Source organism: Moraxella catarrhalis (assembly GCF_001656295.1).
GTDB classification, from domain to species: domain Bacteria; phylum Pseudomonadota; class Gammaproteobacteria; order Pseudomonadales; family Moraxellaceae; genus Moraxella; species Moraxella veridica.
On the sequence record NZ_LXHE01000008.1, the window covers coordinates 1 to 22050 of the forward strand.

Consider the following 22050-nt stretch of genomic DNA (forward strand, 5'->3'; position numbering starts at 1 on the left):
GAGGAAACCATCATGGCAAAGGCCAAGTTTGAACGTGTAAAACCACACGTAAACGTTGGTACCATCGGTCACGTTGACCATGGTAAAACCACTCTAACTGCTGCTATCGCAACCGTTGCTGCTAAGCACCACGGTGGTGAAGCAAAAGACTACGCTGCTATCGACTCTGCCCCTGAAGAAAAAGCACGTGGTATTACTATTAACACATCTCACATCGAGTATGACACAGAAGCTCGTCACTACGCACATGTAGACTGCCCAGGCCACGCTGACTATGTTAAAAACATGATCACAGGTGCTGCACAGATGGACGGCGCAATCTTGGTTGTTTCTGCAACTGACGGCCCAATGCCACAAACTCGTGAGCACATCCTACTGTCTCGTCAGGTTGGTGTACCATATATCATGGTATTCATGAACAAGTGCGACATGGTAGATGATGAAGAGCTACTAGAATTGGTTGAAATGGAAGTTCGTGAACTTCTATCTGACTATGACTTCCCAGGTGATGACACCCCAATCATCAAAGGTTCAGCACTAGAAGCATTGAATGGTTCTGACGGTAAATATGGTGAGCCTGCTGTTCTAGAACTACTAGACACGCTAGATTCATACATCCCAGAGCCTGAGCGTGACATCGATAAGTCATTCCTAATGCCAATCGAAGATGTCTTCTCAATCTCAGGTCGTGGTACTGTTGTAACTGGCCGTGTTGAATCAGGCATTATTAAAGTTGGTGATGAAATTGAAATCATCGGTATCAAACCAACTACTAAAACCACTTGTACTGGTGTTGAAATGTTCCGTAAGCTGCTAGACGAAGGTCGTGCAGGTGAGAACTGTGGTATCCTACTACGTGGTACTAAGCGTGAAGAAGTTCAACGTGGTCAAGTATTGGCTAAGCCAGGTTCAATCACCCCACACACCAAGTTTGATGCAGAAGTATACGTGCTATCAAAAGAAGAAGGTGGTCGTCATACCCCATTCCTAAATGGCTATCGTCCACAGTTCTACTTCCGTACCACAGACGTAACTGGTGCCATCACCCTACAAGAAGGCACTGAAATGGTTATGCCAGGTGATAACGTTGAGATGAGCGTTGAGCTAATCCACCCAATCGCCATGGACAAAGGTCTACGCTTTGCAATCCGTGAAGGCGGCCGTACTGTTGGTGCTGGTGTTGTTGCTAACGTTAAAGACTGATTCTTTTTCAGTCATTAACCAGGCAATTGCCACAAAAACCAAACTCGAAAGGGTTTGGTTTTTTTATGGGTGGTGGTTGGATTTTTTTAGATAAAATACTTGCAAAAAATAAAAAGTTTGCTATAATAGCAGTCCTTAACACCCTAGGCGATTGGCTCAATTGGTAGAGCATCGGACTCCAAATCCGAGGGTTGGGGGTTCGAGTCCCTCATCGCCTGCCATCTTATTCTTCATACCATTCTTTTAACTTCATAAAAATTGGTCATTCCAAGGCAAGTCCCTGCATGAGCGATAATAAAGACAATTTGGATATCCAATCTGAAACTTCAGCATCCGGCTTAAAACCTACCAAAACCCCAATCACAGTTTCAAAAGAGAGTGTGGTAGAGGTTGCTAAAAAGCGTTCGCCAAAAGATATGCTTTTGTGGTTGGTTGCCATCGTTGCCATGATTTCGGCAACTTTGGTGTCTCAATATTTGCCAAGGTATTGGGCGCCTGCTAATAATGTTTGGACACAGATTGCTATTACGGTAAGCTTGGTTGTATTTGGCTTTATTTGTCTGGCATTTACCAATCAAGGATCGGCTTTCAAAACATTGTTAAAAGATGCGGGTATTGAGCTGCGCCGTGTGACATGGCCAACCAAAGATGAGACTGTTCGTTATACTTGGCAAGTGATTTTGATGATGATTGTTTTTGGAATTATCATTTGGTTGTTGGATATGTTCTTTAGCTACGTTGTTGGCTTTGTTATTTAAGTAATTAAAAAGGGTATAAAATGCGTTGGTATATCATTCAAGCGTTCTCTGGTTATGAAAATCAAGTTCAGCGTTCTTTGATTGAGCGCATTAAGCGCAGTGAATTTGCCGATAAGTTTGGTGATGTGCTTGTACCGACTGAAGAAGTTGTAGAAATGCGTGAAGGCAAAAAGCGCACAACGCAGCAAAAACTTTTCCCAGGCTATGTCCTGATCAATATGGAAATGAACGAAGATACTTGGCATATTGTCAGATCTTGCCCAAATATCACAGGATTTATCGGCGGCACGCCAGAGCATCCTGCACCAATTACTCAGATTGAAGCGGATCGAATCTTAAATCGTATTAATAAAACTGGTGATGCCCCACGTCCAAAAACCATGTTCGAGCCTGGCGAAGAAGTGTTGGTCATTGACGGTCCATTTACAGATTTCAAAGGACTTGTTAAGAAAGTGGATTATGATAAGTCAAAATTACATCTGACCGTCAGCGTATTTAATCGTCCAACTGAAGTTGAGCTTGAATTTAATAAGGTTGAAAAGATTAATTAATTACCGTATAATATGCGGTTTCGGCTCTGGGTACTGGTCTAGAGCTTGTTATTAACCTGGGGAGCTATTTAGCGTTACTACCCGTTATTGGAGAGATTCTCATGGCAAAGAAGATTGATGGCTACATCAAGCTACAAGTGCCTGCCGGTAAGGCAAATCCATCGCCACCAATTGGTCCAGCATTGGGTCAAAAAGGCGTGAACATCATGGCATTCTGTAAAGAGTTCAACGCTGCTTCTGCAAATATTGAGCCAGGCTTGCCTATTCCTGTTGTAATTACCGTTTTTAATGACAAGTCATTCACTTTTGTGATGAAATCTCCTCCTGCGGCGGTTTTATTGCGTAAAGCAGCAGGTATTGCAAAAGGTTCAAGCACTCCTAACACATCAAAAGTTGGTACTGTTAACCGTGATCAACTTGAAGAAATCGTAAAAACCAAGCAAGCAGATCTAACCGCTGCTGAACTTGAAGCGGCAATCCGTACTATTGCAGGTACTGCTCGTTCAATGGGTATCACTGTGGAGGGTGTGTAATGGCTAAGCTAACTAAGCGTCAACAATTAATTAAAGATCGTGTGGACAGCAACAAGCTATACACCATCGAAGAAGCCGTTGCAATTTTGAATGATTTGCCAGCAGCAAAATTCAAAGAGTCAATTGATATTGCGATTAACTTGGGTGTAGATCCACGTAAATCTGACCAAGTTGTTCGTGGCGCAACCAATCTACCTGCGGGTACTGGTAAAACTAAGCGTGTTGCAGTATTTGCACAAGGCGCCGCTGCCGATGCTGCTAAAGAGGCAGGTGCTGATGTCGTTGGTTTTGAAGACCTAGCAGAAAGCATCAAAGCTGGCAACATGGATTTTGATGTTGTGATTGCATCACCTGATGCGATGCGTGTTGTAGGACAGCTTGGTACCATTCTTGGTCCACGCGGTTTGATGCCAAACCCAAAAGTTGGTACTGTAACTGCTGACGTCGCTACTGCAGTAAAAAATACTAAAGCGGGTCAGGCTCAGTATCGTGTTGATAAAGCAGGTATTATTCATGCTTCTATCGGTCAGGTTGGCTTTACTGCTGAGCAAATCGAGCAAAACGCAACAGCTCTATTAAATGATCTTAAGCGTGCTAAACCAGCAACTTCTAAAGGTATTTATATCAAGAAGATCACGCTATCTAGCACCATGGGTCCTGGTATCGCAATTGATCCAGTACCACACCGCGTTAATAAATAATCAATGCGTTGGGTTAAATTCTTATATTTAACTTGATTTTAAAATTTTATTGATTATAATAATGCAACTTTTGATGGCTAAAGTTTATTTTAGCCATCAAAAAAGTTTAACAAATTAATATTTATTAGTTCAGCACAACGGGTTGTGCTGTCTAAGACCGTAGGTATTGCTCAGCAATCTAATAGGGAAACCTGCCTACGCAGACGGTGAGACTGTATTGTCGCCGTAATGGTGCAAACATCCTTAGGTGTTTGTGAATTTGGCTTATTGCTTTTGTGGTATTTAAGCAATAATTTTGGAGACAACCCATGGCACTAAATCTTCAAGACAAACAAGCAATTGTTGCTGAAGTAAATGAAGCTGCCAAAGGTGCGCTCTCTGCTGTAGTTGCCGACTCTCGCGGCGTTACAGTGGCAAAGATGACCGAACTTCGTAAAGCTGCTCGTGAAGCAGGTGTAGATATGCGCATTGTACGTAACACTTTGTTGCGTCGTGCTCTAGCTGACACCTCTTTTGAGTGCATGAACGATGTATTCGTTGGTCCTACACTAATCGCATTTTCAAATGAGCATCCAGGTGCAGCAGCACGTTTGTTCAAAGAATTTGCAAAGACCAATGACAAGTTCGAAATCAAAGGCGCAGCTTTTGAAGGTGAATTTATCGACGCAAAATCTATCGATCGCCTAGCTACCCTACCAACTTACGACGAAGCTATCGCACGTCTGATGGGTACTATGAAAGAAGCAGCAGCGGGCAAACTTGCACGTACTTTAGCTGCACTTCGTGATAAGATGGAATCAGAAGCGGCTTAATTTACCGTAACATTTTAAATTTATTTACTCTCATACCTTTGTTAGGAATAATTGCTATGTCACTAACTAATGAACAAATCTTAGACGCAATCGCGGAAAAATCAGTAATGGAAATCGTTGAGCTTATCTCTGCGATGGAAGAGAAGTTCGGCGTATCTGCAGCAGCTCTAGCAGCAGCTCCAGCAGCTGGCGGCGATGCTGGCGGTGCGGCTGAAGAAAAAGACGAGTTTGACGTTGTTCTAACCAGCGCAGGCGATAAGAAAGTTGCTGTTATTAAAGTTGTGCGTGAAGTTACTGGTCTAGGTCTAAAAGAAGCTAAAGACCTAGTTGAAGGTGCTCCACAAACTGTTAAAGAAGCGGCATCTAAAGCTGAAGCTGAAGAGCTTAAGAAGAAGCTTGAAGAAGCTGGCGCAAGCGTTGACCTTAAATAATTTACCTAAATTGCTGCTAGTCATACAGCCAGCAATTTAAAAAATTATTTTTCAAAAAAGCCGATAATGTATTGCATTATTGGCTTTTTTTTATTATAATTAAGTATTTGACCTTTTGTGTATCTGTTCTTACAGCGGAATAGAAACACATCCCAAAAGGACAAACGCACCCATGCAAGCTGAACGACTTACCTATTATTAACAGTGATTTGCTAGATACTGAACGGTATTTGGCGATTTGTTGTGTCTGTCTGTTTTATTTCCGTGCGATTTTCCTTTGTAAAGTTCAAAAAATGGGTGCTTATTCTCAAGAATCGCAATGATTCTTTCATATTTTGATTTTAGCTATTAAAATAGACAAAATCTTTGGCAGTGTTTGCCTCTTTGGCAGCATATTTTTAAGTTAATCTAAGGAATCTTAATGGCATATTCTTATACCGAAAAGAAACGTATTCGCAAAAGTTTTTCAAAGCTTCCAGATGTCATGGATGTGCCTTATCTGCTTGCCATCCAAGTGGATTCTTATGAGCAATTCTTACAAGAGCATAAAAAACCAAAAGCTCGTGCCAATATTGGTTTACAAGCGGCTTTTTCTTCAATTTTCCCGATCGAAAGCCACTCTGGTAATGCTCAATTACAATTCGTTGAGTATTACTTAGGTGAGCCTGAGTTTGATGAGCGTGAATGTATCATGCGCGGCTCAACCTTTGCAGCACCTTTGCGTGTAAAAATTCGCCTCGTTATCAAGGATAAAGAAAACAAAACTGCCATTAAAGACGTCCGTGAACAAAGCGTTTATATGGGAGAAATTCCATTGATGACGGATAATGGTACTTTTATTATTAACGGTACCGAGCGTGTCATCGTCTCTCAGTTGCATCGTTCACCTGGTGTTTTCTTTGATCACGATAAAGGCAAGTCGCACTCAAGCGGTAAAGTACTTTATAACGCACGCATTATTCCTTATCGTGGTTCTTGGCTTGACTTTGAATTTGATGCCAAAGATTTGGTGTATGCGCGTATTGACCGCCGTCGTAAGTTGTTGGCAACGATTATTTTGCGTGCCATTGGCATGGATACCGCTCAAATTTTAGATCAATTTTTTGAAAAAGTTGAAGTATTTAAAGGTGATGAATCCTTTGAAATTGAACTGATTGCTGATCGTTTAAAAGGTGAGATGGCTCAGTTTGACATCGTAAGCCCTGATGGTAAGGTGATTGTTGAACAAGGTCAGCGTATCAACGCACGCCGTGTTAAGCAAATCCTAGATGCTGGTATGACTAAGCTAGCTGTGCCTGATGAATACTTGTATGAGCGTATCATTGGCGAGGATATTGTGGTTGGGGACGAGGTTTTGGTTCGTGCCAATACCTTGATTGACCATGAAATTTTGGTAAAACTTGCTGAAAAGAATATTCAATCATTTAAGATTTTATTCACCAATGATATCGATCATGGTGCATATATCGCTGATACACTACGCGCTGACACCATTTTGACTCGTGAAGAGGCGCTGATCGAAATCTATAAAGTGATGCGTCCAGGTGAACCACCAACACTTGAGACTGCTGAAAAGCTTTTTGAATCCATGTTCTTTAGCCAAGAGCGTTACGACTTGTCTAATGTGGGTCGTATGAAATTCAACCGTCGTTTGGGTCGTGAGTTCATTGACACTGACGATATGGATGTGCAGCGCGAGCAAGGTGTTTTATCGAATCAAGATATTGTTGATGTCTTAAAAGAGTTGATCGAGATCCGTAATGGTCGTGGCGAGGTAGATGATATTGACCACTTAGGTAATCGCCGTATTCGCTCTGTGGGTGAGATGACTGAAAACCAGTTCCGTATCGGTTTGGCGCGTGTTGAGCGTGCCGTTAAAGAACGCTTGACCACAGCCGATTCTGATAATTTATCTCCTCAGGACTTGATTAACTCAAAACCTGTGGCAGCATCTATCAAAGAGTTCTTCGGCTCAAGTCAGCTATCGCAGTTTATGGATCAAAATAACCCATTATCTGAGATTACGCATAAACGCCGTGTATCAGCATTGGGTCCAGGTGGTTTGACGCGTGAGCGTGCAGGCTTTGAGGTTCGAGATGTCCATACGACTCACTATGGTCGTGTATGTCCAATTGAAACCCCTGAAGGTCCAAACATCGGTTTGATTAACTCTTTGGCAACTTTTGCCAAAACAAATAATTTTGGCTTCTTGGAGACACCATACAGACGCGTCGTTGATGGTCGTGTGACCGATGAGATTGAATATGTTTCTGCCATCGAAGAAGTGGGCATGGTGATCGCACAAGCTGACTCACCGATGAATGATCAAGGTGAGCTGACCGAAGAAATGGTCAGTGTCCGTCATGACGGCGAATTTGTGCGTATGAGTGCTGATAAAGTCACTCATATGGATGTTTCACCGCGTCAAGTAGTATCGGTAGCAGCAGGTCTGATCCCATTCTTGGAGCATGATGACGCAAACCGTGCCTTGATGGGCTCAAACATGCAGCGTCAGGCAGTTCCAACACTGCGCAGTGATAAGCCGCTTGTGGGAACAGGTATGGAGCGTCACGTGGCGCGTGACTCGGGCGTTTGTGTGGTTGCTAAGCGTGGCGGTGTGATCGAAGAAGTTGATGCCAGTCGCATCATTGTGCGTGTCAATGAAGACGAGATGACGGCAGGTGAGGCAGGTATTGATATTTATAATTTGATTAAATACACTCGCTCAAACCAAAACACCTGTATTAACCAGCGTGTCATCGTCAATGAAGGTGATGAAATCGCGCGTGGCGATATCTTGGCAGATGGTCCGTCAACCGATCTTGGTGAGCTTGCACTGGGTCAAAATATGCGCGTGGCATTCATGCCTTGGAATGGTTATAACTTCGAAGACTCGATTTTATTATCTGAGCGCGTGGTTCAAGAAGATCGCTTTACTACCATTCATATTCAAGAGCTGACTTGTGTGGCTCGTGATACTAAGCTTGGTCCTGAAGAAATCACAGGCGATATTCCAAACGTTGGTGAAGCTGCGCTGGCAAATCTTGATGAAGCAGGTATCGTGTATATCGGTGCGGAAGTAGATGCTGGCGACATTTTGGTTGGTAAAGTGACTCCAAAAGGCGAAAGTCAGCTCACTCCAGAAGAAAAGCTGCTTCGTGCCATTTTTGGTGAAAAAGCTGCCGACGTTAAAGACACATCTTTACGTGTGCCATCATCAACCAAAGGTACGGTGATTGATGTGCAAGTCTTCACACGCGACGGCCTTGAAAAAGACAGCCGCGCTAAGTCTATCGAAAAAGCCATGCTTGACGATTACCGTAAAGACTTAAAAGAAGAATTGGTGATTTTTGAAGCAGCAGCAAAAGGCCGTATTTTGAGCCTGCTAGAAGGCAAAAAAGTCAGCGGCGGTGCAGGCTTTAAAGCGGGTACAGTTCTAAGCGCTGCAGATATCGAAAATTTGCCACTAGAAAGCTTGCTAGATATTCAGCCTGCTGAAGAGGAAGTTTCAGAGCGTTTGGGTCAGATTGCTGAATTCTTAAGCGATAAGCAAAAAGACATCGATAACAAATTTACCGAGAAAAAACGCAAATTAACCCAAGGTGATGACTTGGCGCATGGCGTCCAAAAGATCGTTAAGGTTTATTTGGCGGTTAAGCGTCGTATCCAGCCAGGTGATAAGATGGCAGGTCGCCATGGTAACAAAGGGGTTGTGTCGCGCATCATGCCAGTTGAGGACATGCCTTATGATGAAAATGGCAACCCTGTTGACATCGTGCTAAACCCATTGGGTGTACCATCGCGTATGAACATCGGTCAGGTGCTAGAAACCCATTTGGGTATGGCAGCCAAAGGTCTGGGTGATAAGATTAATGGCATGCTGCGTGCTCAAGCCAGCATCGCCCAACTGCGTGAATTCTTAGATAAGATTTATAACCAAGTTGGCGGTGAGCAAGTGGATTTAGACAGCTTGTCTGATGAAGATTTGTTAGCGCTATGCCAAAATCTAAAAGATGGCGTACCTATGGGCACAGCGGTATTTGATGGCGCTGAAGAAGCTCAAATCAAAGAGCTGCTAAGCTTAGCTGATCTATCAACCACCGGCCAACAAACACTATATGATGGCCGCACTGGTAAGAAATTTGATCGCCCTGTTACAGTTGGCTATATGTATATGCTGAAGCTAAACCATTTGGTGGATGATAAGATGCACGCGCGTTCGACAGGTTCGTACTCGCTTGTCACTCAGCAGCCATTGGGCGGTAAAGCACAATTCGGTGGTCAGCGTTTTGGTGAGATGGAAGTTTGGGCGTTAGAGGCTTATGGCGCAACTTACACCTTGCAAGAGATGCTTACTGTGAAGTCGGACGATGTTGAGGGTCGTACACGCATGTATAAGAATATTGTCGATGGTGAGCAGTATATGAATCCTGGCATGCCAGAGTCGTTCAATGTCTTGACCAAAGAGATTCGCTCGCTGGGTATCAACATTGACTTAAAAGAAAAGAAGTAACCAAAGCCCAAGACCAACACTACCCAGTGATCAAATGATCACTGGGCGTAAAGATTACGACGAATACAACGGAGAAACCTTTTGAAAGATTTATTAGATATCATGAAAGGCCCTGCTGACAATGGCGTCAAAGAATTTGATAGCATTCAAATTTCTTTGGCATCACCTGAGGCAATCAAATCTTGGTCACATGGTGAGGTTAAAAAGCCAGAAACCATTAACTACCGCACCTTTAAGCCTGAGCGTGATGGCTTATTCTGTGCCAAAATCTTTGGCCCTGTCAAAGATTTTGAGTGCTTGTGTGGCAAATATAAGCGCCGTAAATTCCAAGGTATTATTTGTGAGCGCTGCGGTGTTGAAGTGACTGCGGCTAAGGTTCGCCGTGAGCGTATGGGTCATATTGAGCTTGCCTCTCCAGTTGCTCATATTTGGTTCTTAAAATCATTGCCTAGCCGTATCGGTCTTCTATTAGACATCACGTTGCGTGACATTGAGCGTGTGCTTTATTTTGAAAGCTACATCGTGACCGATCCTGGCATGACCAGTCTTGAAAAATATCAGCTGTTGGATGATGAAGAGTATTTTAATGCGCTTGAGCAATATGGCGATGAGTTCATTGCGAAGATGGGTGCTGAAGCTGTTCAAGATTTACTGCGTGATATTGATGTGGATGGCGAAATTGATGAGCTTCGTACTGCAATTCCACAAACTGGCTCTGAGACCAAACTGAAAAAAATGTCCAAGCGCTTGCAGCTGCTTGAGTCTTTCCGCGACTCAAACAACAAGCCTGAATGGATGGTGATGACCGTATTACCTGTGTTGCCACCAGATTTGCGTCCTTTGGTACCGCTTGAAGGTGGTCGTTTTGCAACGTCAGACTTGAACGATTTGTATCGCCGTGTGATTAACCGTAATAATCGTTTAAAACGCCTGCTTGAGCTGAATGCACCTGATATCATTGTGCGTAACGAAAAGCGTATGCTACAAGAAGCAGTTGATGCACTACTGGATAATGGTCGCCGTGGCCGTGCTATTACAGGGTCTAACAAGCGTCCATTAAAATCACTTGCTGATATGATTAAAGGCAAGCAAGGTCGTTTCCGTCAAAACCTACTTGGTAAGCGTGTAGACTATTCTGGACGCTCGGTGATTGTGGTTGGTCCTACTTTGCGTCTGCATCAGTGTGGTTTACCAAAGAAAATGGCACTTGAGCTGTTCAAGCCGTTTACCTATGCTAAGTTATTACAAAATGGCATTGCAAGTACCATTAAAGCCGCCAAAAAAATGGTTGAGCGTGAAGAGCCAGCCGTTTGGGATATGCTTGCGATGGTCATTCGTGAACATCCTGTCCTACTAAACCGTGCACCAACACTTCACCGCTTGGGTCTGCAAGCGTTTGAGCCTGTGTTAATTGAGGGTAAAGCAATTCAGTTGCACCCACTGGTGTGTGCTGCGTTTAACGCCGACTTTGACGGTGACCAAATGGCAGTTCATGTACCGCTGACTTTAGAAGCTCAGCTTGAGGCTCGTGCTTTGATGATGTCAACCAACAACATCTTGTCGCCTGCAAATGGTGAGCCGATCATCGTGCCTTCTCAAGATGTTGTGCTTGGTTTGTATTATATTAGCCGTGGCGGTGTGAATGCCAAAGGCGAAGGCATGGTATTTAGTACGGTGAATGAAGCTCTAAGAGCAATTGGTTCAGATGATTTATCTGTGAATGCCAAGATTAAAGTTCGTGTCGCTGAGACAATTTTGGATGAAAAAACAGGTGAAAAAATCAGCCATACCAGTATCCAAGATACCGTAGCTGGTCGTTTGCTAATTTGGAATATCATGCCAGAAGGCATGGCGTTTAGTGAGTGTAACACGGAGATGACCAAGAAAAATATCTCTAAGCTGTTAAACTCATGCTATCGTAAGCTGGGTGTTAAAGAATCGGTCATGTTTGCTGACCATCTGATGTATTTGGGTTTTGCACAAGCGACTTTATCGGGCATTTCGATTGGTATGGAAGATATGGTTATTCCACCAACCAAAAAGCAAATCGTGGATACAGCTGATGCCGAAGTCCGCGATATTGAACAACAATTTGAGCAAGGCTTTGTCACTGCAGGTGAGCGTTATAACAAAGTTGTTGATATTTGGGCGCGTACTTCAGATAAAATTGCAAATGCGATGATGGATAACTTGTCTAAAGACGAGGTAACCAACGCAGACGGCGAGACCGAAACTCAAAAGTCATTTAACTCAATCTATATGATGGCTGACTCAGGTGCTCGTGGTAGTGCAACGCAGATCCGTCAGCTTGCAGGTATGCGTGGTCTGATGGCTAAGCCAGATGGCTCGATTATCGAAACACCAATTAAAGCCAACTTCCGTGAAGGCTTGACGGTACTTCAGTACTTCATCTCAACGCACGGTGCCCGTAAAGGTTTGGCAGATACCGCTTTGAAAACAGCAAACTCAGGTTATCTGACCCGTCGTTTGGTTGATGTGGCGCAAGATTTGGTCATTACCCAAGATGACTGTGGTACGGATGCAGGTCAGCGCATGACACCTGTGATTGATGGTGGTGAAATTGTTGAACGCTTGGGTGATCGTGTGCTTGGACGCGTCGCTGCCAAAGATGTGGTGAATGCAGATGGCGAAGTGGTTGTACCAGCAGGTGCTTTGATTGACGAGCGATTGGTTGAAAAGCTAGATGCCAATGCAATTGATGAAGTATATGTGCGCTCGGTCATTACTTGTGAAGCCACTCAGGGCGTCTGTGCTAAGTGCTATGGTCGTGATTTGGCTCGTGGTCATTTGGTCAATATTGGCGAATCTGTAGGCGTGATGGCAGCACAGTCAATTGGTGAGCCAGGTACTCAGCTGACCATGCGTACGTTCCACGTTGGTGGTGCGGCGTCCGCGGCTTCTGTTGATAACAGCGTCTCGGTTGGTAATTCAGGTTCAGTTCGTTTTCATAATATGAAAACAGTTGAACATGCCGATGGTCATTTGGTTGTGGTTTCTCGTTCGGCAGAGATTGGTGTGACTGATGATCAAGGTCGTGAGCGTGAGCGTTATAAAGTACCTTATGGCTCAAGCGTCTTGGTGCGTGACACAGATACCGTTGAAGCAGGACAGGTCATCGCCAAATGGGATCCGCACACCCATCCGATCATTACAGAGTTCTCAGGTACCGCACGCTTTAGCGACATTACCGATGGTATGACTGCGACAGTTAAGGTGGATGAGATGACGGGTGTGAGCTCATTTGAAATCCTGACCAGCAAAGATCGCCCAAGTATTGCCAAAGATTTGCGTCCTGCGATCATCTTGGATACCGATGAAGGTAAAGAAGTGGTTTATTTCTTACCAAACGAAACCATCATCCGCGTCTCTGAAGGTGAGCATGTCACAGCAGGTTCGGTACTTGGCCGTGTACCACAGGCAACCTCAGGTACCAAAGATATTACCGGTGGTCTGCCGCGTGTTGCTGACTTGTTTGAAGCACGACGTCCAAAAGATCATGCCATTATGGCTGAGATGAGTGGTGTGGTCAGTTTTGGTAAAGAAACCAAAGGCAAAAACCGCTTTATCATCACCAATGAAGATGGCGATGTGCATGAAGAGTTGATTCCAAAATGGCGTCAAATCAACGTCTTTGAGGGCGAAACTGTTGAGCGTGGCGAGGTGGTTTCTGATGGACCTCAAAACCCGCATGATATTTTACGCCTAAAAGGTGAGACAGCACTGGCAAATTATATTGTCAATGAAGTGCAAGAAGTTTATCGCTTACAAGGTGTAAAAATCAACGACAAGCACATTGAAGTCATCGTGCGTCAGATGCTGCGCAAAGTTGAAGTCATTGATGGTGGCGACTCAAGCTACTTCAAAGGCGATCAAGCTGAATACTCAAAGATTCGCGCATTGAATGCAGAATTGGTTGCTAATAGCAAATTCCCTGTGCAATATGAGCGTCAGCTTTTGGGTATCACGAAAGCAAGTTTGGCAACCGAAAGCTTTATCTCGGCAGCCTCGTTCCAAGAAACTACCCGTGTCTTAACTGCCGCTGCGGTGATGGGCAAAGTGGATGACTTGTCTGGCTTGAAAGAAAACGTCGTTGTGGGTCGCTTGATCCCAGCAGGTACTGGCTTGGCGTATCATCAAGCTCGCCAGCGTAAAGCTCAAAATGCCAGCAGCGAAAGCGTTCAGGTTGATGAGCTGTTGTCAGCCATGGCAGCTGAACCGTCTGCAACTTCAGAAGATAATTTGAGTGTTGAAGACAGTTTTGCCAAAGCATTCGCTGATGAGCTGGGCTCTCAAGAGTAAGCGTATATTTTCAAAGGCTCGTTTCTAGGAACGGGCTTTTGTTTTTTTGGGCTAAAATGAAGCTGTATAATCTAGCCAAAGCTCTTATCGGTATTTTCAGTCATACAGTCCAAAAAATTGTCTGATAATTTACATTCGCAAGTTTGTGAATATATTGCAAATTTGTATTAATGGGTGTATAACTATACTTTTAACTGTCACCTGCAAGGATATTCTCATGACCTTATCGTTAAATAAAGATAAAATCCGCTTTTTGTTACTTGAAGGCGTTCATGAAAATGCGCTAAAAGTACTCAATGACGCCGGCTATACAAATATTGAATACATCAAATCAGCGCTTGATGAGGCTGAGTTGATTGAGAAGATCAAGGACGCACATTTTATTGGGATCCGCTCGCGCACTCAGCTGACGCGCAAGGTGCTTGAAGCTGCCGAAAAACTGATCTGCATCGGCTGCTACTGCATTGGCACCAACCAAGTTGATCTAGAGGCGGCACTTGAGCTGGGTATTCCTGTATTTAATGCGCCTTATTCAAATACGCGCTCTGTGGCGGAACTGGTGCTTGCTGAAACTATCATGCTCATGCGCGGCGTGCCTGAAAAAAATGCTGTCGTGCATCGCGGCGGCTGGAATAAGTCTGCTAAAGACAGCTATGAGGTGCGTGGCAAGACCATGGGTATCGTCGGGTATGGCTCAATCGGCTCTCAGTTGTCAGTGCTTGCCGAAAGTTTGGGTATGAAAGTCATTTATCATGACGTCATCACTAAGCTGCCACTGGGTAACGCGGTGCAAGTTGGTAGCCTAGAGGAGCTACTATCTAAGGCGGATGTCGTTACCCTGCATGTGCCTGATTTGCCAAGCACGCGCAACATGATGACTGCCAAAGAGTTTGCGCAAATGAAAGATGGGGCGTTTTTCATCAACGCTGCGCGCGGCGGATGTGTGGATATCGATGCTTTGGCGGCGACGCTTGAGAGTAAAAAGATTCTTGGCGCGGCAATTGACGTATTCCCAAAAGAGCCAAAATCAGCCGACGAAGAGTTTGAATCACCACTACGCGCCTTTGATAATGTGATCTTGACGCCGCATGTCGGTGGTTCAACTCAAGAAGCTCAAGCCAATATCGGTCTTGAAGTCGCCGAAAAGTTCGTGCGCTACTCTGATCAAGGTGACACCACCAGTGCCGTCAACTTCCCGAATGTCTCCATTCCATTTACTGATGGCACGCATCGCTTATTGCACATTCACCGCAATGTTCCAGGTGTCTTGTCGCAAGTCAATGCTTCGTTTGCTGATGCAGGCATCAACATCGCGGCACAGTCTTTGATGACCAAAGGAGATGTGGGCTATTTGGTGATGGATGTGGATGATAACGATTCAGAAAAAGCCTTGGCGCGCCTGCGTGCTGTGCCAGAAACCATCCGAGTCAGAGTATTGTTTTAATTGATTTTATCAAATCCAATCATGATGACAAAACCGCTTTTAATCAGGCGGTTTTTGTGATTTTATGGTACAATAGATTAATAATAACATGATAATTTTGTGCAGGTCATATTTGACTGTTTGCACATAATGAAAAATGAGGAAAACAATGACCAAACATTATGATTATCTTGCCATTGGTGGCGGTTCAGGTGGTATTGCATCTATTAATCGTGCTGCCCAATATGGCAAAAAATGTGCCATTATTGAAGCCAATTTGATTGGCGGTACTTGTGTTAATGTTGGATGTGTACCCAAAAAAGTCATGTGGTATGCTGCCCAAATCGCCGATGCAATTCATAAATATGCACCAGATTATGGATTTAAAGGCAATATTGATGAGTTTGATTTTGGTCAATTAATCCAATCACGCCAAGCATATATTGAGCGTATTCACCAATCTTATCGTATGGTATTTGAAAGAAATGGCGTTGAATTGATTCAAGGATTTGCCCGCTTTATTGATAAAAATACCGTTGAGGTGGCTTATGATGATGGCACAACTGAGCAAATCAGTGCTGACCACATCGTCATCGCAACGGGTGGTCAGACAGTCAGACCTGATATTATTGGTCAGGAGCTAGGTATTGACTCAGATGGATTTTTTGCACTCGATGAGATGCCAAAGCGTGTGGCTATCATTGGTGCAGGTTATGTCGCAGTTGAGGTGGCAGGTGTGATGAATAGTTTGGGTGCTCAAACGCATCTGATGATTCGTGGCAATCAGCCACTGCGTTCATTTGATGATGATATCGTTGAGGTGTTGGTTAATGTCATGCAAAATGATGGCATTCAAATACACACAGGCGTCAATACACAACAAATTATCCAAAATGAGGATAAAACGCTGACGGTTGAATTTAATGATGGACAAAATCTCACCGTTGACTGTGTGATTTGGGCGGTAGGCCGCAAGCCTGCAACGGATCAGCTTAACCTTGATGCCGTTGGTATCAAAACCAATGCCAAAGGTCAAATTATCACTGATAAATTTCAAAATACCAATATTGAGGGGATTTATGCTGTTGGGGATATCGTTGCAAATGGTGTTGAGCTGACACCTGTGGCGGTGGCATCAGGACGACGATTATCTGAAAGACTGTTTAATAATAAGCCAGACGAGCATTTGGAGTTACACTTGGTGCCGACGGTAATTTTTAGCCACCCACCGATTGGGACTGTGGGCTTAAGTGAAGCGTCAGCAGTTGCACAATATGGTGCTGATAATATCAAAGTTTATACCTCAAACTTCACGCCGATGTACAGTGCGGTAACATCACATCGTGAGCCATGTCGAATGAAGCTTATTTGTCTAGGAGAGGAGCAAAAAATCATTGGACTACATGGTATTGGTTTTGGTATGGATGAGATGATTCAAGGATTTGCGGTTGCGATGAAAATGGGTGCAACCAAGCAAGATTTTGATGATACCATTGCCATTCATCCAACGGCTGCCGAAGAATTTGTCACGATGCGTTAATCGTCAAAAATCATCAAATTTATTATCAAAAAACCCATGAGTATCACTGATGGGTTTTTTGATGGGGAGTGCCACTGCCTATTTTAAAAAGCCTGTCTTTAAATGTCTAAAAATTTCATCCTTTGATATTAATGACTTATATTTAAGGTTTAAAGGCTGATTAAAAAGTCTTGGTATAAGCTGTTGGATCCTTGGCTAAGCTTTCTTGATTATCTTCAAAAAAGGCTTTTTGCACACGATCTTTCACGGCTTGCCATAGCGGAAATTGGCGGCAAGTGGCTTCCAAGCTACCTTGCCAATCTGGGATTCTCCCTTTCATACGCCCAAATCGATGTTGTGGCTGATCTACCAAGCTTTGAGCGGCTTTGATGGCAAGCAGTGCCCCGTCTCGATGATTGCACACTAGCGCCATATTGCAGCCAGCCTCTAGCGCGGCAAGCACACGCGCATCCACATCCCCTGCGATGTGCGCTGCTTGCATGCATAAATCATCAGAAAAAATCACGCCATCAAATCTAAGCTGATTACGCACGATATCTTGAATCCAGAGTTTGGAAAATCCCGCAGGCTTATCATCAACTTGGCTAAAAATCACATGGGCAGGCATGAGCGCATCAAGCTGATCTAAGGTTTGGATAAAGGTTTGGGTGTCGTGATGCATAATCTCATCAAAGCTTCTGTCGTCGATCGCATCGGCAACGTGCGAGTCAGGGGCGATGGAGCCATGACCTGGAAAATGCTTGCCTGTGGTTGCCATACCAGCATTTTTCATACCGTCCATGAATTGCCTTGATAATGCTATGATGGCATCTGGATTTGCATGAAAAGCACGATCGCCAATGACAAGGCTTTTGCCATCAACATCAAGCACTGGTGCAAAACTAAAATCAACACCGACTGCCAAAACTTCACACGCCATCAAATAGCCGCAGTCATACGCCAATGATAGAGCGTCAGCAGGATTTAGATCATATAATTCACCCAATTTGCCCATGGCAGGCAGGGGTGAGAATCCAGAGCGAAACCGTGCCACACGCCCGCCTTCTTGATCGACTGCGATGAGCACGCTTGGGTTGATTTGTCGTATCGAATCGGTGAGCGCACGCACTTGTGCAGGTGACTCAACATTACGCGCAAACAAAATAATACCGCCAACTTCTGGATGTGATAATAACGCACGATCTTCATCATCCAATGTCTTGGCAGTGACATCCGCCATAATCACACCTTTTGCCACAAAAAACTCCTTAGTTAATCAGTCATCTGATGCTTATTATGCCATGAAATTGAGATGAAAAGAGGAGTGAGCGCTAATTTTCATGCCCAAGTAGTGACTTTGTAACGATTGCTTAAGGCAGTTGCACAAAAACTAGCACTTAGGTAAAAAAACTTTGTGTTTTTTATGTTAAGATAGCGGATATTTTGGGTTTTTTACCTGTTTTTTAATCATCTAACATCAGGATGTGGATATGTCAAAACAACAATATCTTTTATCAGGCGTGGCTGGCGCGGTGGCATGTGCGTTGTTTGTAAGCAGTTTTTCTTCGCTTGCTCAAGCATCCGATCGTGCCGCATTTATGCAGACACCTGAGCAGCGAGTGACGGCTCGTCAGATTGCCATATTGCTTGATCGAGCGCATTATAATGATCAACGACTGGATGCGGATATGAGCAAAGTCATTTTACAGATGTATTTTGATAAGCTTGACCCAAATCGTACGTTGTTTTTACAGTCTGATGTGGACGAATTTACCAATAAATACGGCAACACTTACACCGCTTATCTGATGCGCGGTGATATGACACCAGGCATTGAGATTTTTGAGCGTTTTCGCACGCGATCTTTTGAATACTTTAGCGCTGCCAAATCATATTTGGATACCGACATCGATTTATATACCGATAAGCGCATCACGCTTGATCGCGAAGATGCGCCGCGTTTTCAAACCAAACAAGAGCAGCTTGAATATTGGAAAAATCAGACAGCGCTGTCACTGATTACCATCATGCTCAATCAAGAAGACGACAAAGCCAAAGACCAAGCGTATCTAGACAATCCTGAATTGGCGCGCGGTCAAGACTTGGTTAAGGCAGAAAGTCGCACACCCAAAGAGATTTTGTTAAATCGTCTTAAGCGCCAAGAAGAGCAGCTTGAGCGGCTTAAAAATGACGAAATCATGGAAGCAGTTCTAGATGCAGCGACCACTGCCTATGATCCGCACAGCAATTATTATGCCCCAGTGCAAGCCCAAGACATCCAAATTCAGACCAGTTTACAGCTTGAAGGGATTGGCGTTTCGATTCGCCCTGATCGTAAAAATCCGGACTACATTCGTATTGTCAGCCTTGTAGATGGTGGACCGGCTGCCAAGTCAGGTCAAATTTTGGCCAATGATTTGATTATCGGCGTGGCACAAGCCGAAGGCGAAATGGTCGATACCATCGGCTATAGCACCAAAGAGATCGTTGCTTTGATCCGCGGCGCTCGCGGTACTGAAGTGACTGTCAAAGTCAAACAGCCCAATACGCCAGATTCACAAGCCAGAACCGTCACCTTAGTGCGTGATGTCATTCAGCAAGAAGAATCGGGTGTGCAGCATCGGGTGATTGAGATGCCTTATAATGGCGGCATAAAAAAAGTCGGCGTCATTGAGATTCCAAGTTTTTATCTGAACTTTAAAGCGCGCCGCGAAGGTGTAGACGCCAGTCAGTATCGCAGTGTCAGCAACGACACCGAAAAAGCGATCAAAGCCCTGACTGCTCAAGGCATTGATGGCTTGGTGGTCGATCTGCGTCATAATCCAGGTGGCTCGCTTGATGAAGTGGCAAAAATGCTTGGTATGTTTATCAAAGAAGGTCCTTTGGTTCAGATTCGTGATAATCGAGGCAATGTACAAGTCTTTGAAGATAAAGATGGCGGTCGCCAGTTGTATGATGGTAAATTGTCTGTGCTGGTCAATCTTGGCTCGGCATCTGCCAGTGAGATTTTTGCTGCGGCGATCCAAGACTATGGACTAGGCTTAGTGGTGGGTAGTACGACTACTGGTAAAGGCACCGCTCAGACTCAGCGTGACGATGTGGCGCTTGGTTCGGTGACATTGACGCAGCGTAAATTTTATCGTGTCAATGGTGGCAGTACTCAGACCAAAGGGGTGGTGCCTGATGTTGAACTGGTCAATATCTATGAAGGCATTGAATTTGGCGAGCGTGAATATAAAAATCCGCTGCCTTGGGATACCATTGAGTCAACAAATTATCAAGCTGCTGGCAAATATTCGCCAAGCCTGTTAAGCTCACTCAATGAGCAGTCAAAAGCGCGCCAAGCAAGTGATCCGCAGTTTAGATATTTGTCTGAACTCAATGCCATTCGTGCGCTTGATGATGACAAACAACCGACCGAGATCAATTTACAAAAACGTCGTGCCAAATTACAGCTGATCGAAAACCGTACTTTAGCTGCCGAAAATGCGCGCAGACAAGCCACAGGCGAGACGCCATTTGTCAATTGGTCAACGTATCAAGCCAACCTAGAGGCGATGGCTGAAGAGCGAGGTGCTATGAAAGAAAATGAGCGTCCAAAGCTGCCTGAAAGCGAGATTTATGTGCTTGAGGCAGCGCGCCTGATGTTTGATGCTGAGCGATAATTTACTGGTATGAGTTTGCCAATTTTGGCAAATCAATAAAAGTGATTCAAAAATAAAAAGTCTGCCACAATGACAGACTTTTTATTTTAATTATCTTTGAGATAATTGTTTATTTTGAGATAATTGTTTATGTAGCAATTACCTACGGCGACCACCAATAAAGCCAACGATAAACAAGATGACAGCGATGATCAAGAAGATATAGGCAAACTCTTTGGTTAAACCTGCAATATTACCAAATCCTAAAAAGCTTGCGATAATGGCGATAATTGCAAAAATAATAGCCCAACGAAACATATGATTCTCCTGATAATAACTGGTATGTGTCCAATAAATTTGTATTGACCAGTTTGGGTTTTGATGAAAAAGAAAATGGTGTATTTTCTTTTATTCTTATAGGTTATTTTAGAGAAATAATTTTATTAAACATATTGATGAATTGTAAGCTTTATGAAAATAAATTAAATATTATGTAATCCCTTGTGCATATCAGTGCATAAACCTGACAATTTGATACAAAATGCAATTTTGGACATATTTTTCTTGACAAGTTGATGAAATTTTGTTTTAATACGCATCAATTCGGCGTGATAGCTCAGTCGGTAGAGCAACGGATTGAAAATCCGTGTGTCGGCAGTTCGATCCTGCCTCTCGCCACCATATTAAACCCCAAGCAGTTGCTTGGGGTTTTTGGTTATGAGCCGTTTTAATATTAAAAAGCACCTGTCATAGACCGATGCTTTTTATCATGAAGTATTAAAGTCCTAAAGTCCGTTCATAATTAGCCGTACGCCTACAATCATCAACAGTACGCCAAAAGCACGCTTAAGGGTTTGAGCGGGTAGAGCATGAGCCAACTTGGCACCAACTTTTGCCATGATAAAACTTAAAATACTGATTGTAATAAATGCCCCAATATGCACAAATCCAATCAAACCATCAATATTGGCAGTACCAACTTGATGCCCAAACCAAATAAAACCAAATGCTCCTGCCAAAGCAATGGGTAAGCCACAGGCGGCTGATGTACCGACGGCTTGTCGCATGGGAACACCATTTTGGCTTAAATAAGGCACAGTTAAGCTACCGCCGCCGATACCAAAGATGGCGGATAAAATACCGATGACAACGCCAGCAAACCCTTGTTTATAAGCAGGCGGTGGTGGTATATCTAGTCTTTCTTGATTGGGGAAAAATAGCATTTTGATCGCCACTAAGATAGCACCAGCCCCTAAAATTGCTTGTAATGCTGCACCACTAATCAGCGTTGCAACCCATGCACCAAATAAACTGCCAAGCACTAAGCCTTTTGACATATTCTTAAAAATCTCCCAACGCACCCCACCGCGCTTATGGTGTGCGCTCATTGAGCTGATGGAAGTCAAAATAATCGTCGCAAGTGCTGTGCCAACGGCGACATGAGGTACGATGTCGGTTGGCATGCCATATGCTGCCAAAATCCAGATCAATGCAGGCACAATCACCATGCCGCCGCCCACACCAAATAATCCTGCGCACAGTCCGGCAATGATACCAGCTGCTGCAAACCAGATATAAATCATCGATATTCGTCCATTATTTCTTTAAATTTGTGCTATTATAACGCACTTTTATTATCTTT

Annotated in this window: 15 protein-coding genes and 2 tRNA genes; 14 read left to right on the forward strand and 3 right to left on the reverse strand. The window is 44.0% G+C overall.

What is annotated here, in order from left to right; translation table 11 throughout:
• Positions 1–12: 12 nt before the first annotated feature.
• The 12 genes from tuf to gorA all read left to right on the forward strand — a co-directional run bounded on the left by tuf (position 13) and on the right by gorA (position 16785).
• The gene (gene tuf / locus AO382_RS04260) at positions 13–1203 is read left to right on the forward strand and encodes an elongation factor Tu (RefSeq protein ID WP_064609853.1); all 1191 of its coding nucleotides are present in this window, start codon (positions 13–15) and stop codon (positions 1201–1203) included.
• 145 nt (positions 1204–1348) lie between these two features.
• Positions 1349–1424 (forward strand) — tRNA-Trp (locus AO382_RS04265).
• 63 nt (positions 1425–1487) lie between these two features.
• Positions 1488–1961, forward strand: a complete 474-nt coding sequence (gene secE, locus AO382_RS04270; protein WP_064618491.1) for a preprotein translocase subunit SecE — start codon at positions 1488–1490, stop codon at positions 1959–1961.
• Positions 1962–1981: 20 nt separating this feature from the next.
• Complete coding sequence (nusG, locus tag AO382_RS04275) at positions 1982–2512, forward strand: transcription termination/antitermination protein NusG (protein ID WP_064618493.1); 531 nt, start codon at positions 1982–1984, stop codon at positions 2510–2512.
• 101 nt (positions 2513–2613) lie between these two features.
• Positions 2614–3045, forward strand: a complete 432-nt coding sequence (gene rplK / locus AO382_RS04280; protein ID WP_049237827.1) for a 50S ribosomal protein L11 — start codon at positions 2614–2616, stop codon at positions 3043–3045.
• A complete protein-coding gene (gene rplA, locus AO382_RS04285) occupies positions 3045–3746 on the forward strand; it encodes a 50S ribosomal protein L1 (RefSeq protein ID WP_064609843.1) in 702 nt (233 codons plus the stop codon). The genes rplK and rplA overlap by 1 nt, the downstream gene beginning before the upstream one ends.
• Before the next feature lie 308 nt (positions 3747–4054).
• Entirely contained in the window at positions 4055–4558 is a 504-nt protein-coding gene (gene rplJ, locus AO382_RS04290; protein WP_049237830.1) for a 50S ribosomal protein L10, read from the forward strand.
• Between the two features lie 56 nt (positions 4559–4614).
• Positions 4615–4989 carry a 50S ribosomal protein L7/L12 gene (rplL, locus tag AO382_RS04295; RefSeq protein ID WP_049237832.1) on the forward strand — a complete coding sequence of 125 codons (375 nt, stop codon included), beginning with the start codon at positions 4615–4617 and terminating at the stop codon, positions 4987–4989.
• Positions 4990–5410: 421 nt separating this feature from the next.
• A complete protein-coding gene (gene rpoB, locus AO382_RS04300) occupies positions 5411–9502 on the forward strand; it encodes a DNA-directed RNA polymerase subunit beta (RefSeq protein ID WP_064618494.1) in 4092 nt (1363 codons plus the stop codon).
• Between the two features lie 81 nt (positions 9503–9583).
• Positions 9584–13822 carry a DNA-directed RNA polymerase subunit beta' gene (gene rpoC / locus AO382_RS04305; RefSeq protein ID WP_064618496.1) on the forward strand — a complete coding sequence of 1413 codons (4239 nt, stop codon included), beginning with the start codon at positions 9584–9586 and terminating at the stop codon, positions 13820–13822.
• A 211-nt stretch (positions 13823–14033) separates the two neighbouring features.
• Positions 14034–15266: a phosphoglycerate dehydrogenase gene (gene serA / locus AO382_RS04310; protein ID WP_258865266.1), complete on the forward strand. Its 1233-nt coding sequence runs from the start codon at positions 14034–14036 to the stop codon at positions 15264–15266.
• 148 nt (positions 15267–15414) lie between these two features.
• Positions 15415–16785 carry a glutathione-disulfide reductase gene (gene gorA / locus AO382_RS04315; RefSeq protein ID WP_064618499.1) on the forward strand — a complete coding sequence of 457 codons (1371 nt, stop codon included), beginning with the start codon at positions 15415–15417 and terminating at the stop codon, positions 16783–16785.
• Positions 16786–16945: 160 nt separating this feature from the next.
• Here gorA and nagZ read toward each other — a convergent pair whose 3' ends face one another.
• A complete protein-coding gene (gene nagZ, locus AO382_RS04320) occupies positions 16946–18022 on the reverse strand; it encodes a beta-N-acetylhexosaminidase (RefSeq protein WP_064618501.1) in 1077 nt (358 codons plus the stop codon).
• Between the two features lie 232 nt (positions 18023–18254).
• Here nagZ and AO382_RS04325 point away from each other — a divergent pair, with 232 nt between their 5' ends.
• Positions 18255–20429 carry a carboxy terminal-processing peptidase gene (locus AO382_RS04325; RefSeq protein WP_064618503.1) on the forward strand — a complete coding sequence of 725 codons (2175 nt, stop codon included), beginning with the start codon at positions 18255–18257 and terminating at the stop codon, positions 20427–20429.
• 138 nt (positions 20430–20567) lie between these two features.
• Here AO382_RS04325 and AO382_RS04330 read toward each other — a convergent pair whose 3' ends face one another.
• On the reverse strand, positions 20568–20726 hold the full coding sequence (locus tag AO382_RS04330) for a DUF1328 family protein (RefSeq protein ID WP_064618505.1): 159 nt from the start codon (positions 20724–20726) through the stop codon (positions 20568–20570).
• Positions 20727–21013: 287 nt separating this feature from the next.
• Between AO382_RS04330 and AO382_RS04335 the strand changes: the two genes are divergently transcribed.
• Positions 21014–21089 (forward strand) — tRNA-Phe (locus AO382_RS04335).
• A gap of 104 nt (positions 21090–21193) precedes the next feature.
• Here the strand turns inward: AO382_RS04335 and AO382_RS04340 are convergent.
• Positions 21194–21991 (reverse strand): sulfite exporter TauE/SafE family protein, encoded by a 798-nt coding sequence (locus AO382_RS04340; protein WP_064618507.1) that lies wholly within the window; start codon positions 21989–21991, stop codon positions 21194–21196.
• Between the last annotated feature and the right edge of the window lie 59 nt (positions 21992–22050).

Coding starts and splice junctions, on each gene's coding strand:
- tuf (WP_064609853.1), top strand. CDS start 13: ATGGCAAAGGCCAAGTTTGAACGTGTAAAACCACACGTAAACGTTGGT.
- secE (WP_064618491.1), top strand. CDS start 1,488: ATGAGCGATAATAAAGACAATTTGGATATCCAATCTGAAACTTCAGCA.
- nusG (WP_064618493.1), top strand. CDS start 1,982: ATGCGTTGGTATATCATTCAAGCGTTCTCTGGTTATGAAAATCAAGTT.
- rplK (WP_049237827.1), top strand. CDS start 2,614: ATGGCAAAGAAGATTGATGGCTACATCAAGCTACAAGTGCCTGCCGGT.
- rplA (WP_064609843.1), top strand. CDS start 3,045: ATGGCTAAGCTAACTAAGCGTCAACAATTAATTAAAGATCGTGTGGAC.
- rplJ (WP_049237830.1), top strand. CDS start 4,055: ATGGCACTAAATCTTCAAGACAAACAAGCAATTGTTGCTGAAGTAAAT.
- rplL (WP_049237832.1), top strand. CDS start 4,615: ATGTCACTAACTAATGAACAAATCTTAGACGCAATCGCGGAAAAATCA.
- rpoB (WP_064618494.1), top strand. CDS start 5,411: ATGGCATATTCTTATACCGAAAAGAAACGTATTCGCAAAAGTTTTTCA.
- gorA (WP_064618499.1), top strand. CDS start 15,415: ATGACCAAACATTATGATTATCTTGCCATTGGTGGCGGTTCAGGTGGT.
- AO382_RS04325 (WP_064618503.1), top strand. CDS start 18,255: ATGTCAAAACAACAATATCTTTTATCAGGCGTGGCTGGCGCGGTGGCA.
- AO382_RS04330 (WP_064618505.1), bottom strand. CDS start 20,726: ATGTTTCGTTGGGCTATTATTTTTGCAATTATCGCCATTATCGCAAGC.
- AO382_RS04340 (WP_064618507.1), bottom strand. CDS start 21,991: ATGATTTATATCTGGTTTGCAGCAGCTGGTATCATTGCCGGACTGTGC.